General features: G+C 33.6%; 18 protein-coding genes. 14 read left to right on the top strand and 4 right to left on the bottom strand.

Annotated elements, in window-relative coordinates:
* Positions 1-9 precede the first annotated feature (9 nt).
* The 5 genes from rpmA to K6112_03025 all read left to right on the top strand — a co-directional run bounded on the left by rpmA (position 10) and on the right by K6112_03025 (position 4122).
* Positions 10-267, top strand: coding sequence for a 50S ribosomal protein L27 (rpmA, locus tag K6112_03045; GenBank protein ID QZP18331.1), 258 nt, complete (start codon positions 10-12; stop codon positions 265-267).
* 63 nt (positions 268-330) lie between these two features.
* A complete protein-coding gene (gene obgE / locus K6112_03040; protein ID QZP18330.1) occupies positions 331-1335 on the top strand; it encodes a GTPase ObgE in 1005 nt (334 codons plus the stop codon).
* 4 nt (positions 1336-1339) lie between these two features.
* The gene (gene proB / locus K6112_03035) at positions 1340-2458 is read left to right on the top strand and encodes a glutamate 5-kinase (GenBank protein QZP18329.1); all 1119 of its coding nucleotides are present in this window, start codon (positions 1340-1342) and stop codon (positions 2456-2458) included.
* 18 nt (positions 2459-2476) lie between these two features.
* Positions 2477-2971: a 5-(carboxyamino)imidazole ribonucleotide mutase gene (purE, locus tag K6112_03030; protein ID QZP18328.1), complete on the top strand. Its 495-nt coding sequence runs from the start codon at positions 2477-2479 to the stop codon at positions 2969-2971.
* A gap of 5 nt (positions 2972-2976) precedes the next feature.
* Complete coding sequence (locus K6112_03025) at positions 2977-4122, top strand: 5-(carboxyamino)imidazole ribonucleotide synthase (protein QZP18327.1); 1146 nt, start codon at positions 2977-2979, stop codon at positions 4120-4122.
* Positions 4123-4142: 20 nt separating this feature from the next.
* Here the strand turns inward: K6112_03025 and rpsT are convergent, their stop codons facing one another.
* The gene (gene rpsT, locus K6112_03020) at positions 4143-4403 is read right to left on the bottom strand and encodes a 30S ribosomal protein S20 (protein ID QZP18326.1); all 261 of its coding nucleotides are present in this window, start codon (positions 4401-4403) and stop codon (positions 4143-4145) included.
* 169 nt (positions 4404-4572) lie between these two features.
* Between rpsT and murJ the strand changes: the two genes are divergently transcribed.
* From murJ to K6112_02995, 5 genes are read left to right on the top strand one after another with little or no spacing between them, the layout of a single operon-like run.
* On the top strand, positions 4573-6117 hold the full coding sequence (gene murJ, locus K6112_03015; protein ID QZP18325.1) for a murein biosynthesis integral membrane protein MurJ: 1545 nt from the start codon (positions 4573-4575) through the stop codon (positions 6115-6117).
* Complete coding sequence (gene ribF, locus K6112_03010) at positions 6114-7013, top strand: bifunctional riboflavin kinase/FAD synthetase (protein QZP18324.1); 900 nt, start codon at positions 6114-6116, stop codon at positions 7011-7013. The genes murJ and ribF overlap by 4 nt, the downstream gene beginning before the upstream one ends.
* Positions 7010-9778: an isoleucine--tRNA ligase gene (gene ileS, locus K6112_03005; protein QZP18323.1), complete on the top strand. Its 2769-nt coding sequence runs from the start codon at positions 7010-7012 to the stop codon at positions 9776-9778. The genes ribF and ileS overlap by 4 nt, the downstream gene beginning before the upstream one ends.
* Positions 9771-10232, top strand: a complete 462-nt coding sequence (gene lspA / locus K6112_03000; GenBank protein ID QZP18322.1) for a signal peptidase II — start codon at positions 9771-9773, stop codon at positions 10230-10232. Before ileS ends, lspA begins: the two co-directional genes overlap by 8 nt.
* Positions 10233-10243: 11 nt before the next feature.
* Positions 10244-10660, top strand: coding sequence for a secondary thiamine-phosphate synthase enzyme YjbQ (locus tag K6112_02995; protein QZP18471.1), 417 nt, complete (start codon positions 10244-10246; stop codon positions 10658-10660).
* Positions 10661-10667: 7 nt separating this feature from the next.
* Here K6112_02995 and K6112_02990 read toward each other — a convergent pair whose 3' ends face one another.
* Positions 10668-11156, bottom strand: coding sequence for a peptidoglycan DD-metalloendopeptidase family protein (locus K6112_02990; protein QZP18470.1), 489 nt, complete (start codon positions 11154-11156; stop codon positions 10668-10670).
* Between the two features lie 700 nt (positions 11157-11856).
* Positions 11857-13398: a 2,3-bisphosphoglycerate-independent phosphoglycerate mutase gene (gene gpmI / locus K6112_02985; protein ID QZP18321.1), complete on the bottom strand. Its 1542-nt coding sequence runs from the start codon at positions 13396-13398 to the stop codon at positions 11857-11859.
* A 98-nt stretch (positions 13399-13496) separates the two neighbouring features.
* Here gpmI and grxC point away from each other — a divergent pair, with 98 nt between their 5' ends.
* The 4 genes from grxC to K6112_02965 all read left to right on the top strand — a co-directional run bounded on the left by grxC (position 13497) and on the right by K6112_02965 (position 15806).
* Positions 13497-13757 carry a glutaredoxin 3 gene (gene grxC / locus K6112_02980; protein ID QZP18320.1) on the top strand — a complete coding sequence of 87 codons (261 nt, stop codon included), beginning with the start codon at positions 13497-13499 and terminating at the stop codon, positions 13755-13757.
* 91 nt (positions 13758-13848) lie between these two features.
* The gene (gene secB, locus K6112_02975) at positions 13849-14355 is read left to right on the top strand and encodes a protein-export chaperone SecB (GenBank protein QZP18319.1); all 507 of its coding nucleotides are present in this window, start codon (positions 13849-13851) and stop codon (positions 14353-14355) included.
* Position 14356: 1 nt separating this feature from the next.
* Positions 14357-14809: a hypothetical protein gene (locus K6112_02970; protein ID QZP18318.1), complete on the top strand. Its 453-nt coding sequence runs from the start codon at positions 14357-14359 to the stop codon at positions 14807-14809.
* The gene (locus K6112_02965; protein ID QZP18317.1) at positions 14784-15806 is read left to right on the top strand and encodes an NAD(P)-dependent glycerol-3-phosphate dehydrogenase; all 1023 of its coding nucleotides are present in this window, start codon (positions 14784-14786) and stop codon (positions 15804-15806) included. Before K6112_02970 ends, K6112_02965 begins: the two co-directional genes overlap by 26 nt.
* A 6-nt stretch (positions 15807-15812) precedes the next feature.
* Here the strand turns inward: K6112_02965 and trmL are convergent, their stop codons facing one another.
* Complete coding sequence (gene trmL, locus K6112_02960) at positions 15813-16277, bottom strand: tRNA (uridine(34)/cytosine(34)/5-carboxymethylaminomethyluridine(34)-2'-O)-methyltransferase TrmL (GenBank protein QZP18316.1); 465 nt, start codon at positions 16275-16277, stop codon at positions 15813-15815.
* Positions 16278-16286 lie beyond the last annotated feature (9 nt).

Here is a 16286-nt window from a genome sequence, read left to right as displayed (position 1 = left end):
ATTTTATAAATGGCACATAAAAAAGCAGGCGGTAGCTCCAGAAACGGGAGAGATTCTGAATCTAAAAGATTAGGTCTAAAAATATTTGGCGATCAGTTTGTAAAAGCTGGCGGAATTATTCTAAGGCAACGAGGTACAAAAATGCACCCAGGAGAAAATGTTGGGCTTGGTAAAGATCATACCTTATTTGCAAAAGTAGCTGGAAAAGTTAGCTTTACAACTAAAGGTGCTTTAAAGAGAAGGTTGGTTCACGTTTCACCTTCTTAAAAGTAAAATAATTTAAAATAAAGCCCTGTCAATTGATAGGGCTTTTTTATTTGGTGGTATCTGATGAAGTTTATTGATGAAGCAACAATTAATATTTACGCAGGTGATGGAGGGAATGGAATTGCTACTTTCAGAAGAGAAAAATATGAACCTATGGGAGGACCCAATGGTGGTGATGGAGGAAGGGGGGGGAGCATATTCTTTGAAGCTGATGAAAATGTAAATACACTCATTGATTTTCGATATGTAAAAAATTATAGAGCTCAAAGAGGTGAAAATGGCAAAGGTTCAGATTGTTATGGTGCCGGTGGTTCAGACCTAACTTTGAAAGTTCCTGTAGGCACGCTCATAACAGAAAAACAATCAGGACAAATATTTGCTGATTTTAAGCAACATGGCATTAAAGTACTTTTGGCTAAAGGTGGAAAGGGAGGGCTAGGTAATATTCACTTTAAATCAAGCACTAATAGGGCACCCAGACAATTTACTGAAGGTGAGCCTGGACAAGAATTTGAATTATATCTAGAACTAAAGGTTTTGGCAGATGTGGGATTATTAGGGATGCCTAATGCTGGAAAATCTTCTTTGATACGACAAGTATCTGCCGCAAAACCAAAGATTGCAGATTATCCATTTACTACGTTACAACCAAATCTTGGCGTGGTGAAAGTTTATGATCATAAAAGTTATGTGATGGCAGATATTCCTGGATTAATTGAGGGAGCCTCTGAAGGGCAAGGATTAGGACATCAATTTTTAAGGCACTTATCCAGGACAAAAATATTACTTCATTTAGTTGACTCTGCCCCATATGATGAAAAAATAGACCCAGTAGAAGACATAAAAAAAATTATTAATGAATTAAAAAAATATGATGAGGAATTGTTTAAAAAACCAAGATGGTTAATATTAAACAAAATTGATTTAGTCGATGATATCACTCATATAAAAGATAGAATTATTAAAGAACTAGGTTGGGATGCACCTATTTTTGAAATATCAGCTATTAATGGCGAAGGCTGTGATAATTTATCAAAAAAAATTATGGAATATATAGATTCAATTTAAAATTATGAAAAAGCTTAAATTCTCTGACTCAAAAAAAATCGTAATCAAGATTGGTACAAGCACAATAACCAATGATGATGGGTTTGATAAAGAATTTTTAGATAAATTATCTTCCGAAGTTTCTTCCTGGATAGACAATGGTATCGGAGTAGTAATTGTTTCTAGTGGAGCAATTTTTGCAGGCTTAAGAAAACTAAAGGTTAGTACTAAGCCTAATGTTTTGAGTGAGCTTCAAGCAGCAGCAGCAATAGGACAAATGGATTTGGCGCAAGTGTATAAAGACGTCTTTACGCAAAATAATAAAATCGCAGCTCAAGTTTTACTGACCCATGAAGATTTGAGTGATAGAAAACGATATTTAAATGCTAGATCAACAATTAATAACTTAATCACCAATGGTGTAGTGCCAATTATTAATGAAAATGATACGGTTTCAACTGAAGAGATACAATTTGGAGATAATGATAATCTTGCAGCGATGGTAGCTAATTTAATTGAAGCAGACTATCTTGTTTTATTAACTGATCAAGAAGGTTTATTTTCTGATGACCCAGCTGTTGATAAAAATGCTTCTCTCATCAAGAAGGCTTTTACTGATGACGAGAAACTAGATTTATTAGCAAAAAAAACATCATCAACATTTGGTACGGGAGGTATGGTGACAAAAATTGAAGCCGCAAGAAGAGCATCCCTGAGTGGTACACATACGATCATTGCAAATGGGAAGATTGATGAAACATTTTTTAAGTTATTCAATAATGATCCTGTCGGTACTTTTTTAGAGTCTAGACTTGAGAAAAAAATAGCAAAGAAAAAATGGCTTGCAGATAATTTAAGGAGTTGTGGAAGATTAATCCTTGACGAGGGTGCATCTATAGCAATATCAGATAAAGGTAAAAGCTTGCTTCCGATTGGTATATTAGGGGTAGAAGGAAAGTTTGATCGTGGTGAGGTTGTGTCATGTGTGAATGCCAAGGGAGTCGAGATAGCTAAAGGACTCGTTAACTATAATTCGGTTGATTCAAAAAAGATTTGCGGTGTTTCAAGTGATGAAATTGAATCTATTTTAGGTTTCATAAATGAAGTAAATATTATTCATAGGGATAATCTCGTAGTTCTATAATGTTTTAAGGGGGAGGGGATGAATAAAGAAAAGGAAGTTGTTGCCATTGTAATGGGTTCAGAAAGTGACTGGCCCACGATGAAGCATGCTGCAACAATCTTAGATGATTTTGGAATAAGTTATAAAGCTGAGGTTGTATCTGCTCACAGAACTCCTGATTTAATGTATTCATTTGCAAATGAGGCAGAAGCTAATGGGTTTAAAGTAATTATTGCAGGCGCTGGTGGTGCGGCACATTTACCAGGCATGATTGCCTCAAAAACAAACCTTCCTGTTCTGGGGGTGCCCATAAAAACAACATATTTAGAAGGTAAAGATTCCTTACTTTCCATTGTCCAAATGCCCAAAGGAGTTCCAGTTGCAACATTCGCAATTGGAGAAGCAGGCGCATTCAATGCTGCTCTATTTGTAGTGAGATTGCTTGCAGAGGCAAATAATGACTTAAAAAATAAACTTAATGAGTTTACTAAAACTCAAGAACAAAAAGTTTTTAATATGAAACTAGAAAGCTAATAACTATGAGTAAAGCGATAAAGCCACCTGCAATGTTAGGAATGTTGGGAGGAGGTCAATTAGGAAAGTTTTTTGTTGAAGCTGCTCACCATTTAGGTTATGAGGTGACGGTATTAGATCCTGACCAAGAGAGCCCAGCTGGAAAAATAGCAGATCATCATATTTGTAGTTCATTTTCAGATAAATCCTCACTAGACTTAATGGTTAAAAACTGCGAGGCAATTTCGACTGAATTTGAAAATATACCATCGGAAACTATTAGTTATTTGGAGAAAAAGGTTAGAACCCACCCAAATGCTCTAGCCATTTCGATTGTTCAGAGGCGAATAAAAGAAAAAGAGTTTATCAAGAGCCTCGAGCTTCCTATTGGGCCTTGTGAACCAATTAATTCTATTGAATCATTTTCAGAATTTGAAAATAAAAAGCTATTCCCAGCAATTCTTAAACAATCAAAGTTTGGCTATGATGGAAAAGGTCAGCATCTAGTAAATTCAATCAGTGAAGTTAAAGCAATATTAATTGGGTCAAATGAAAATGAGTTTATTTTAGAAAAAAAATTAAATTTAGATAAAGAAATTTCTGTGGTTTTATCTAGATCATCAGACGGCGCATCAGAAATATTTCCCGTTATTGAAAATCAACATGAAGCAGGTATTTTAGATTTATCTATTATACCGGCAAGGGTAAGCGAAAATTTTAAAAAAGAGGCTGTTAGTTACGCACTGAAGATAGCAAAAAATTTAAACTATGTTGGGACAATTGCAGTTGAATTTTTTATTTCCGACGATAAGCTTTATGTAAATGAGATTGCACCTAGACCTCATAACTCAGGTCACTTTAGTTTAGATGCCTGTAACGTAAGTCAATTCGATCTGCAAGTGTTGAGTCTAGTTGATAAAAGTTTAATAGAAATTAATTTAGAGAAAAATGCTGTGATGTTAAATTTATTAGGTGATTTATGGTTCAAAAATGGAGAGCCTAAAACACCAAATTTTGAAGAAATAGAGGGACCAGGGATAAATATACATTTATATGGAAAAAATCAGCCACGCAGTGGTCGTAAAATGGGACACATCACAGTGGTTGGAGAAAAGCTTGAGAATTTAATTAATAAGGTTGAGGAAATAAGGTTAAAACTACTGGAAATGTAAGAGAATTACATTTCCAAGTTTTACATAGATTTAATTGCTGTGTTTAGTCTTGATTTATGACGAGCTGCTTTATTTTTGTGAATAATTTTTTTATCAGCGATTCTGTCTATAACAGAAACATTTTCTTCAAAAGCTTTTTTTGCAGCTTTACTATCTCCGCCTTCAATTGCCGATTTAATTTTCTTAATAGCTGTCCTCAGTGTTGAACGAAGACCCACATTATGAGCTCTTTGTTTCACTGTTTGCCTTGCTCTTTTTCTTGTTTGAGCCGTATTGGCCATGTGCTAATCCTTGCATCAATTTTTAAGTTGTGTATTTTATCCATTTTATGAATTAGATACAAGTTTTATTAAATATTTATAGGTAAATAATTGATTAAACATAATAAAATCTGAATCTGGTACCGTGATAAAATTAAACTAAAATTTTAATCGTATAATTTAGCTGACTATGAACTTATTAAAAACATTCTTTGGTATTGGTGGGATGACAACAATATCAAGAATCCTTGGTTTTATAAGGGACACAGTTATTGCAAGAATTTTTGGAGCTGGTTTAGAGAGTGATGCTTTTTTTGTTGCATTTAAAATTCCAAATTTATTGAGAAGAATTTCAGCTGAGGGGGCTTTCACTCAGGCATTTATACCTATATTGTCTGAATATAAAACAAAAAACTCCTCTATTGAGTTAGAGTCATTTATCAATAAAATTTCAACCTTACTAGGTCTTTTCCTTATATTAATTACGCTATTAGGAGTTTTTGGCGCACCTTGGATTATTTACATAACTGCACCTGGGTTTGTGACAAATCCTGAAAAATATAATCTAACCGTTGATTTGCTGAGGATCACTTTCCCCTATATATTTTTTATTTCACTTGTATCTATGGCGGGGGGGATCTTAAATACATTTGGAAAATTTATTGTGCCTGCTTTTACACCTGTTTGGTTAAATATCTCATTTATTCTAGGCGCATTATTTTTTGCTGATTATTTTAATCAGCCAGCTTATGTTCTAGCTTGGTCAGTTTTTGTTGGAGGAATTCTTCAGCTAATATTTCAAATTCCATTTTTAAAACAAATTGGATGTATACCAAAACTTGACTTTAACTTTAAAGAAGATGGTGTATGGAGGGTTTTGAAATTAATGGGCCCCTCTATATTAGGTGTGTCTGTGGCTCAAATTTCACTTCTCATCAATACAATTTTTGCTTCATTTCTCTCTGTAGGTAGTATTTCATGGCTTTACTATGCTGATAGATTACTTGAATTTCCAGCAGGCATATTGGGTGTTGCATTAAGCACTTTGCTTTTACCTAGCCTATCAAAAAGTTTATCTAATAAAGATAAATCAGAATATTCAGAATTAATAAACTGGGCCCTTAAATTGGGTATTTTGTTGGCAGCGCCGGCAGCAGTAGGCCTAGCCATGCTCGGTGTTCCTCTTATTACAACGCTCTTTTACTACGGGGCCTTTACTGAATATGATATTTTAATGACTCAAACAGCGCTAATTGCCTACAGCGTTGGTCTGGTGGGTTTAATTTTAATTAAAATATTAGCCCCAGCCTTTTATGCTCAGCAGAACATTAAAACACCAGTCAAAATTGCAATTTTTACTTTATTTTGTACACAAGCAATGAATCTCTTATTTATTGGATATTTACAACATGCAGGTCTAGCTCTTGCAATTGGCATAGCAGCATGCATCAATGCAGGTTTATTGTTTTATTTTCTAAAGAAGGAGAAATTATTTATATTAAATAAAGGCTGGCTTAAATTTTTAACCAAAATTGTAATTGCTCTAGGCATAATGATCATTTGTTTATTTTTTCTTCGGGGTACTATCGACCAATGGGTTGATTACTCATTTATACAAAGGGCAGCAAATTTACTGCTTATAATTAGTATAAGTGGCGCAATTTATTTTGTTAGTTTAAAATTCTTAGGTTTTGAATTTAATTCATTTTTTAGAAAATCTCATCACTCATCGTGAAAATAATAAGGAACACTAACTTAGAGCAATTCCCATGTGTCGTAACTATTGGTAATTTTGATGGCGTACATTTAGGGCATCAAGCTTTATTAACTGAAGTCAAGAAAAGAGCCCATGATCTAAAATTAGAAAGTGCAGTAATTACTTTTGAACCTAATCCAAAAGATTATTTTTCTCAGAATAAACCTCAAACGAGAATTTCTAGCCTAAGAGAAAAAATAGAACTCTTTAACGAAATAAAAATAGATCGGGTACATATTATTAAATTTAATCAGGAATTTTCAAAGGTAACGGCTAATGAATTCATTAGCGTATTAATCAAACAATTAAAGGTAAAAGAAATTGTTGTAGGAGAAGACTTTTGTTTTGGAAGGGGTCGAGAAGGGAGTATAAAACAGTTATCGGCGAGTAACATGAAACTAAATATTAAAAATAAAATCCTTATGGATGGAAAAAGAATTTCAAGTACGCTCATAAGAAATCTTCTGGCTAACGATAAGCTTGATGAGGCAAATAAATATATAGGAAGGCCATATTCTATATCTGGCAAAGTTGTTCATGGTGAAAAAAGGGGAAGAAAGATTGGTTTTCCTACTGCAAATATCCATATGCGGCATAATCGTCCTCCATTAAAGGGTGTCTTTGCTGTAAAATTCCAAAATCATTTTGGCGTTGCTAATCTTGGTATTAGACCCTCAATCAAGGGAGAGAAAAAATTGCAACTTGAGGTGCATTTGTTGAATTTTTCTTCAGATTTATACGGCCAACATGTAAGTGTTATTTTTTTAAAAAAATTAAGAGACGAAAAAAAGTTTAAGTCACTTGAGGAATTAAAAGAGCAAATAAAATTAGATGTAATTAAAGCAAAACTTTTTTTTGATAAGAAGAATTTATGACAGAGCAAAACAAATATAAACTAAATCTCCCTGAAACTAGCTTTCCAATGAGGGGTAACCTCGCTAAGAGAGAGCCTGAATGGTTAAAGAGCCTGGAAGATAAACAAATCTATGACGCCATAAGAAAATCACGGTTAGGAAAGGAAAAATATATTCTTCATGATGGCCCACCTTATGCAAATGGAAATATCCATATTGGCCATGCCGTAAATAAAATTTTAAAAGATTTTATTATTAAATCAAAAACTTTTTCTGGTTTTGATGTTCCTTATATCCCAGGATGGGATTGCCATGGTTTGCCAATTGAATTAGTTATTGAAAAAGAACATGGGAAAAATTTAAAGCCTCAAGAGTTTAGAGACCTTTGCCGAACTTATGCCCGAGAACAAGTAGAGAGTCAAAAAAAGGATTTTCAAAGATTGGGTGTTTTCGGGGAATGGGATAAACCTTATCTCACAATGGATTATAAAATTGAAGCAAATATCGTAAGGTCATTAGCAAAGATTTACGAGAGTGGCTATTTATATCAAGGTGGAAAGCCAGTTAATTGGTGCACAGATTGTGGTTCTGCTCTTGCTGAAGCTGAAGTGGAATATGAAGACAAAAAATCAATAGCCGTTGATGTGGCCTTTAATTGTTCAGATAGAGAGGCCATTGAAAGAATTTTTGATTGTAAAATTAATAAAGATATTTTTGCTGTTATTTGGACAACCACGCCTTGGACCCTTCCAGCCAATGAAGCAATTTGTGTCAATCCGAAACTTGAGTATGGGTTATATGAGATAGAAGATAAATTTTTGATACTTTCAACTGATTTATCAAAAACAAAGCTGCAGTCATACGATCTTGAAGGCAATTTGGTAGGTTCATGTGATGGGGCAGCGCTTGAAAATATACAATGCCGTCATCCTTTTAAGGAAAAGGATGTATCTATCATTTGTGGATCTCATGTAACAACAGAAACTGGTACAGGTTTGGTTCATACTGCGCCAGCCCATGGGGTTGATGATTATGTAGTAGGAAGTCGCTATAACTTACCGATTGAAAGTCCGGTAGATAAGAATGGAAAGTTTACCAAAGAGACTGATATTGTTGGGTCATTGAATGTTTGGGATGCAAATAAAAAAATTATAGAGACACTCAAGGCAAATGGAACACTAGTATCTGTAGAAAATTTTATCCATAGTTACCCGCATTGTTGGCGACATAAAACTCCAATTATTTTTAGAGCGACGGAACAATGGTTTATTGGGATGGATATAAAAAATAAGAATAATATTTCGTTGCGTGGTCAAGCTGAAGAAGTAATTAAAAAAACAAGTTTTTTTCCAAATTGGGGGGAAGGTAGGCTGAAATCAATGATTGAAAAGAGGCCTGACTGGTGTATTTCAAGACAAAGATCTTGGGGGGTGCCAATTCCAATATTTCTAAACAAGGAAACAAATTTACCGCATCCAGAATCTATTTCATTTTTTGAGAAAATTGCCAAAATGATGGAAAAAGAAGGGGTTGATGCCTGGTTCAATTTAGACATGAATTCGATGCTTGGTGCTGATGCAGATGCCTATTTAAAATCAACAGATACACTAGATGTTTGGTTTGACTCTGGCACTACCCATCAATCGGTAATTCAAGACAGAGAAGAGTTAAATTATCCTGCAGATCTTTATCTCGAGGGTTCTGATCAGCATAGAGGTTGGTTTCAATCAAGCTTGTTGACCGGCTGTGCAATTAATGACGCAGCTCCATTTAAGGCTTTATTAACACATGGATTTGTCGTTGATGGTGAAGGCCATAAGATGAGTAAGTCTAAAGGTAATGTAATTTCCCCCCAAAAAATTATTAACCAATATGGGGCGGATATTTTGAGGCTATGGGTAGCCACTACTGATTACTCCGGAGAGCTAAATATCTCTGATGAGATTATTAAAAGAGTGGCAGATAGCTATAGGAGAATTAGAAATACCTTGAGATTTCTAATCTCTAATATTGAAGATATAGATAAAGAAACTCAATTGGTGCCACCAGAGAAAATGTTATCTATTGATAGGTTCGCCTTGTATCAAACTCAAGTTCTTCAAGAATCAATAATAAAAGATTATGATTCATTTAATTTTTATTTAGGCATCCAAAAGTTTGTTTCCTTTTGCTCAGAAGACTTAGGAGGATTTTATTTAGATGTCATTAAGGATAGGCTTTATACAATGAAGGAAAACTCACATGGAAGGAGGTCAGCTCAAAGCGCCCTATTTCATATAACGCAGTCATTAATTAGGATTATGACACCAATCTTAAGCTTTACTGCACACGAAGCTTCACAAACTATTTTTAAAAATAATAAAAAAAGTATTTTTACTGAGACTTGGTACCAATTCCCAAAAAATTTGGTAGAAGATAAAAACCTAAATGATTGGAAAAATATTTTAGAAATTAGAGGTCTTGTAAATAAAAAAATTGAAGAGCTCAGAGAAAAAGGTATTGTGGGATCCTCTCTACAGTCGGTTATTGAGATTGGTGCCCCGTTAGAGATTTATAATAGCTTAAATGTATTTCATGAGGACCTAAAGTTTATATTTATTGCCTCTAAAGTTACTATCAAGAAAAATGAAAAACTAGAAGTAAATGTAAATAAAAGTGAGCATCAAAAGTGTGAGAGATGTTGGCATTATTGCGTGGATGTCGGTCTAGATGAAAGTCATAAAGAGTTATGTGGAAGGTGTATAAACAATCTTTATGAGGATGGCGAAATAAGACTTTATGCTTAAATTATACTTGATTAGTTTATTTGTTTTTTTGTTAGATATTCTTTCAAAAAATTTCATTCAAAACAAAATAATCTATGGTGAGCAACTTGAGATAACATCTTTTTTAAGTCTTGTGCACTTTCAAAATACAGGAGCAGCATTTAGTTTTTTGAGTGATCAAGGTGGTTGGCAAAGATATTTTTTGATTGCTATTTCATTGCTTGCTGTTTTATACATCCCGTGGCTAATAAATCAATATAAAAAAAATATCTTAATTGCAATAGGATTGCTTCTTATTCTTGGGGGAGCTATTGGTAACCTCTATGACAGAATAAGCTATGGTTATGTTATTGATTTTATCTATCTTCACATTGATGAATTTTATTGGCCTGCATTTAACGTTGCCGATAGTGCAATATCACTAGGCGTATTGTTGTTTCTTTACGGTTCATTTAAAAATTATAAAAAGATATAGAGGCTAATTTGATTCAAGTTTTTGGAAATATTGTTGAATTAACAAATGGTAGAAAGCTTTACGACATTACACCAAAAATAAAGGATTGGATAAATGCAGAAAAAGTTAATACAGGATTGTTGACGTTAAATATTAAGCATACGTCTGCAAGCCTTTTAGTAAATGAAAATTATGATTCAGATGTTTTGATAGATTTAGAAAATTTCCTTACAAAATTAGTTGTTGATGGCGACAAGGCATATAGTCATATTTTAGAGGGGCCAGATGATATGTCAGCCCATATAAGAACTGCATTGACTCAAACCAATCTATCGTTTTCAATAAAAAATAAAGAAATAAATTTAGGGACGTGGCAGGGTATTTTTCTTTATGAACATCGATTTGGTAGCTTTGAAAGGTTTGTAGATCTACATTTTATTGGAGACTGAATTTTTTTTATTTGGTCCATTTAAGAGGATTAAAGGGTTTACCGTTGTGTCTCAGCTCATAATATAGTCCGTTATACTTATTTCCCCCACTGTTTCCTGATAGAGCAATAATTTCTCCCCCTTTGATGTATTCACCTTTTTGTTTTAAAAGTGAATCATTATTCCCATAAAGGCTCATATAATTTTTTCCGTGATCGATAATTATTATATTTCCAAACCCTCTAAGCCAATCAGAAAAAACAACTTGTCCGGCAGCAACAGATTTAACATTCGACCCCTCTTTAGCTTTAATAAATAGGCCCTTCCATCTTGTTCCTGTATCCCATCTCTTGGCATTGTACTTATATAAAACTTTACCTTTTACAGGAAGTTTTAGCTTCTTTTTAAGTTTGGCAAAATTAATCTTATAAGCTTTTTTATCAACGACTACTTTCTCTTTTTTAGTATCTTTTTTTTCAGCTTTTCTTATTTTTTCTTCTGCCTTAAGCTTCAACATCAGGTTCTTGATAATAGAGCTTAATTTTTTCTCGTCTTGCTGTAACTTTAGTTTCTTATTTTTTTGAGATTTAAGTTTTTTTGAAATTTTATTTAAGGTTAGTTTTTTTGCTTTCTTTTTCTTTTCTAACTTCCTTGCATTTTTTTCTTTCTTCTTTCTAAGTTGCGTTACATCTTTGAGAATTTTTTTTGTCGATTTTTTTGTCGAACTAATTTTCTCCTTTGTTTTATTAATTTTAAGGATATTGTCATTTTGTGCTTTAGTTAGGTAGCCAATATAGTTAACTTGTCTTGAAACTTCATTAGGATTTATCCCTTCTATAAACAACTGTAAGTATCCTGGTTTTGGCTTAATATATGTCTGGTAGAGTATTTCGTTTTGTAATTTTTTACTTTTTAACAATTCTATTTCTAACTTTTTTAATTTTTTACTTAAGGCGGATAACTTTTTTTTGTTATTTTTTTGTTTCTTTTTTACTTTAAAAATTTCTCTCTTTGTGGCACTAATTTCTTTTTCGTGTTTTTTTAATGATCTATTTAACCCTTTTTTAACTTTTGAATTTTTTTTAATTTGTTTGTCAATTGAATTGATTTGCTTTTGAATTTTATTTAAGTTACTTTTGGCGTCATCAGTTTCCCCGGCAACAAGAGCTAACGATGAAATGCCTAATATAATAATGAGGAGTGTGTTCAGAATATTTTTAAATAATTTCAATTAAATTTTTTCCAGTCATTTCTTTTGGTTTTTTCTCACCCAGTAACTCTAGGATAGTTGGTGCTATATCAGATAGCTGTCCTCCATTCTTAATAGATTTTATTTCCCTCCCTACATAAACAAATGGCACCTTATTCACGGTATGCTGAGTATGTTTTTGTTGATTTTTAGTATCCATCATTACCTCTGCATTTCCATGGTCTGCTGTAATTATCATCTGACCACCTATTTTTTTTATTGCTTTATATATTTCATGGATGCATTTATCAAGTACCTCAATGGCTTTAATTGCTGCCTCTAAATTTCCAGTATGTCCTACCATATCTCCATTAGCATAGTTACAGACAATCAGATCATAGCTCTCGGAGAGGATAGCTTCTTGTAGTTTTTCTGTAATTTCATATGCACTCATTTCTGGCTTTAAATCATACGTAGCCACGTTTTGTGAAGGAACTAGGATTCTCTGTTCGTTTTTATATTTTTCTTCGACACCCCCATTAAAGAAAAAGGTCACGTGTGGATATTTTTCTGTCTCAGCTATACGAAGTTGAGTTTTATTTAGATCTGAAATATATTCACCTAAAGAATTTTTTATATTAATTGGTTTAAATATGCATTTAGCTTTTTTTTGTTTTTCATCATGACTCGTCAATGTTAAATAATTAATATTGTGAGGTCTTGAAGGTCGTTCAAATTCTTTAAAGGATTCATTGAGGATGCTATCTGTTAACTGTCGAGCTCTGTCAGATCTAAAATTCATGAAAACTACCATGTCATCATCACTAATTCCTGAATAACTTTCTGATTTTTTTATAAGTGTGGGGGTTACGAATTCATCAGACTTTCCTCTAGCATATGACTCTTTGAGGGCTTGCTGAGCTGAGGATTCAGTATGTGGTGAAGATGCACAAGTAATTGCATCGTACGCCAAATGCGTTCTATCCCATCTATTATCTCTATCCATAGCATAAAACCGTCCGGAAACTGTTTTAATTTCACCAAGATTTATCTTTTTACAAAAATCTTCCAGTTTTTTTATATATTTTGAGGCAGATTTAGGGGGAGTATCGCGACCATCGAGGATGGCATGAATAAATACATGCTTAACATTTTGTTTCTTTGCTAATTTTATTAAAGCAAGAATATGATCTATGTGGCTATGAACACCTCCATCAGATAGAAGTCCTAAGATGTGCAAGGCATTGTTGTTTTGTGAAATTTTTTCTAATCCAGGAATTAATATATCATTTGAGAAAAAACTCTCATCTTTTATTGATTTATTAATTCTATCTAAGTCTTGGTCAATAACTCTTCCAGCACCTATACATAAATGACCTACTTCTGAATTTCCCATTTGGCCTTCAGGTAGGCCGACAAATGATTCTGATGCATTGATTAGGCTATTAGGATAAGTTTTGAGTAAGTGATCCCAATTTGGTGTATTCGCAGAGAAAATTGCATTATATTCTTTGTCACTGCTGTGACCAAAACCATCAAGAATGAGCAGCAATAAAGTATTTTTTTTCATTTAATTAATTATTGGAATGAATTTATTTTTATTTGACACATCAATTATAATACCAATTCATTACTATTTAATTATCTTATATTAAGTGAATTTAATTTATGAAAGAAATTCTTATGTACAGTTCTCAGTTTTGCCCATATTGTGTGAATGCGGAAAAACTGCTCCTTAACAAAGGAATTAAAAAAATTAAAAAAATTATGGTTGATGAAAATCCTTCTCATATGGATGAAATGATAAAAATTACAGGTGAGAAGACTGTGCCTCAAATCTTCATAGGCGATCAGCATATAGGAGGCTTTGAGCAATTAAGATCAATTAATAACGATGGAAATCTAGACAAACTTATCCTTGAAGATTGAATTATGTAAAAGCAAATATTTATTATTCTATGTTTAGGGGATAGAATGTGGGTTATACAAATTTGAATTTAAATTAAAGTTAGGAAAAAACATGGCCGAAGATAAAAAAACAAAGAAAAAAGCTTCAACAAAAACTGAAACATCTGAATCAAAAAACCAAGGGCCAGGCTTTGGCATCGAAAAGCTGTTTCTAAAAGATGTCTCTGTCGAGATACCTAATTCCCCTGAAATTTTCACTAACAGAGAGGCGCCTCAGATTTCTGTTGAACTCAATAACGCCGCAAAACCTTTATCAGATGGCTATTATGAAGTTAGTTTGCAAGTTACGGTAACATCAAAACAATCTGAAGAAACTGCATTTCTGGTTGAAGTTACCCAGTCAGGCATCTTTAAAATATTAAATGTTCCAGAAGATGGAATGGAGATGGTTTTAGCTATTACATGCCCCAATATATTATTCCCTTATGCCAGAGAGGCTATTTCAGATTTAGTTACCAAAGCTGGCTTTTCACCTGTACTTCTTAATCCGATTAATTTTGAAACGATGTACATGCAGCAAAAAGAGAAAGATGCGGGAGCTGCCAAAAGGGCTAATTAGTTTGGTTGAAAAACTTTATAGGTTCGTAATATTTTTTTCTCTTATTGCAATTAGTTTTTTTGTCCATGCTGACTTTATTTCAGTGAATGTAAAGCAAGCTGTTTTATTTGAGGGACCGTCTAAAACAACAGAAAAAATGTATATTGTAACGGAAGGCTACCCCCTTGAAGTTCTTGTCAGCCTCAAAGATTGGAAAAAAGTTAAAGATCACAACGGTAAAATTAGCTGGATAGAGTCGAGATATACACATAAAGAAAGAACTGTCCTAATTACAAAAGATGATGCAGTGATTTTTAATCAAGCAAATGAAAAGAGCCATAAGTTAGCCAATGTGGAAAAATTCGTGGTTTTAAAACTTAATTCCCCAATCCTTTTTGGTAATTGGGCACAGGTAAAAACGCAAATAGAAGGCCTAATAGGCTTCGTAAATGCTAGAGAAGTATGGGGCTTATAGGGTGAAGGTTTGTGTATTGGGGGCTGGTGCGTGGGGAACTGCACTCGCTATTCATCTGGCAAGAAATACTTCTGTGACATTATGGGCAAGGGATGCAGGCCATATCTCTGGTATGAAAAAATCAAAATCAAATCCAAAATATCTTGGAGATTTTAAGTTTCCTGATTTATTGTCATTGAATGATAATTTTAAGGATGCGGTATTAAATTGCGATTTTATTCTGTCTGCAATACCAACTGCAGGGTTTAGGAAAGCATTAAAAGATTTAAAAAGTATAGGCTCTGAGGCCCCAATTTTATGGGCCAATAAGGGGCTTGAAGCCTCTTCAGCAAACCTCCCATTTGAAGTTATTAATGACGAATTTTCAAGTTCAAATTATGATTCAAGAAGCTGTGGAGTTTTATCTGGACCAAGTTTTGCAGCAGAGCTTATAAGAGGTCTTCCTACTGCTGTCACAATTGCGACAAATAATGAAGATTTTTCAAAAAAAATTGCACCTCTTTTTCATCATAATAATATGCGATCTTACATTAGCTCAGATATTGCAGGTGTTTGTGTTGGAGGGGCACTAAAAAATGTAATTGCTATTGCCGCTGGGATTTCTGATGGAATGGGTTTTGGTAATAATGCACGTGCGGCCTTAATCACAAGAGGACTTAGCGAGATAAAGAGATTTGGTTTAAAGGTAGGTTCAAACCCAGAGACATTCTCAGGATTATCTGGGATGGGTGATCTGGTCCTGACATGCACAGGTGAATATTCGAGAAATCGTGAAGTTGGTTTAAGACTGGCTAAGGGAGAATCACTTCAATCTATTTTAGATGGCTTAGGTCATGTTGCTGAAGGTGTCTATACAGCCAAAGAGGTATCTAATCGTGCATCTTTACTTAATATTGATATGCCCATTACCAATGAAGTTAATAATGTTCTTTTTCAAGAAAAGTCAGCTAAAGAGGCTGTTTTAGATTTAATTCAACGACCAATCACGCAAGAGTAACAACGTTCAACTTCCATTTTTAAAATTTAATTGGCGCCATGCCTCATATACAACAATCCCCACACTATTGGATAGATTTAAACTTCTATTATTTTTGACCATTGGAATCCTAATTTTCTCATCAATTTCATCCGAATTTAGTATCTCATGAGGCAGGCCTCTTGTTTCAGGTCCAAATATAAAAGAATCATTCTTCTGATAGCTGAAATTTGTATACAAAGACGTAGCTTTTGTTGTCACAGCAAAAAACCTTGTTTTGTATAAAGTTGTAAAGCAGTCGTTGATAGAATCGTGCTCTTCGACATTAGAGAGGTCTATGTAATCTAAACCTGCTCTTCGTAAATTCTTACTACTTAGGTCAAACGCGTATGGTTTTATCAGATGAAGCTTTGAGCCCGTGTTAGCACAAAGACGAATTATATTTCCAGTATTAGGCGGTATTTCTGGCTCAAAAAGAATTAAATTAAACATATGATTAAA

The sequence above is a fragment of the Methylophilales bacterium genome, assembly GCA_019823025.1.
GTDB lineage: Bacteria > Pseudomonadota > Gammaproteobacteria > Burkholderiales > Methylophilaceae > BACL14.
The sequence above is the reverse complement of the archived record's forward strand: the minus strand, read 5'-3'. Positions and strand labels throughout refer to the sequence as shown.

Excerpts from the sequence above, each read along its gene's own strand:
- rpmA (QZP18331.1), top strand. The coding sequence starts at position 10 with ATGGCACATAAAAAAGCAGGCGGTAGCTCCAGAAACGGGAGAGATTCT.
- obgE (QZP18330.1), top strand. The coding sequence starts at position 331 with ATGAAGTTTATTGATGAAGCAACAATTAATATTTACGCAGGTGATGGA.
- proB (QZP18329.1), top strand. The coding sequence starts at position 1,340 with ATGAAAAAGCTTAAATTCTCTGACTCAAAAAAAATCGTAATCAAGATT.
- purE (QZP18328.1), top strand. The coding sequence starts at position 2,477 with ATGAATAAAGAAAAGGAAGTTGTTGCCATTGTAATGGGTTCAGAAAGT.
- K6112_03025 (QZP18327.1), top strand. The coding sequence starts at position 2,977 with ATGAGTAAAGCGATAAAGCCACCTGCAATGTTAGGAATGTTGGGAGGA.
- rpsT (QZP18326.1), bottom strand. The coding sequence starts at position 4,403 with ATGGCCAATACGGCTCAAACAAGAAAAAGAGCAAGGCAAACAGTGAAA.
- murJ (QZP18325.1), top strand. The coding sequence starts at position 4,573 with ATGAACTTATTAAAAACATTCTTTGGTATTGGTGGGATGACAACAATA.
- ileS (QZP18323.1), top strand. The coding sequence starts at position 7,010 with ATGACAGAGCAAAACAAATATAAACTAAATCTCCCTGAAACTAGCTTT.
- lspA (QZP18322.1), top strand. The coding sequence starts at position 9,771 with ATGCTTAAATTATACTTGATTAGTTTATTTGTTTTTTTGTTAGATATT.
- K6112_02990 (QZP18470.1), bottom strand. The coding sequence starts at position 11,156 with ATGTTGAAGCTTAAGGCAGAAGAAAAAATAAGAAAAGCTGAAAAAAAA.
- gpmI (QZP18321.1), bottom strand. The coding sequence starts at position 13,398 with ATGAAAAAAAATACTTTATTGCTGCTCATTCTTGATGGTTTTGGTCAC.
- grxC (QZP18320.1), top strand. The coding sequence starts at position 13,497 with ATGAAAGAAATTCTTATGTACAGTTCTCAGTTTTGCCCATATTGTGTG.
- secB (QZP18319.1), top strand. The coding sequence starts at position 13,849 with ATGGCCGAAGATAAAAAAACAAAGAAAAAAGCTTCAACAAAAACTGAA.
- K6112_02965 (QZP18317.1), top strand. The coding sequence starts at position 14,784 with ATGCTAGAGAAGTATGGGGCTTATAGGGTGAAGGTTTGTGTATTGGGG.
- trmL (QZP18316.1), bottom strand. The coding sequence starts at position 16,277 with ATGTTTAATTTAATTCTTTTTGAGCCAGAAATACCGCCTAATACTGGA.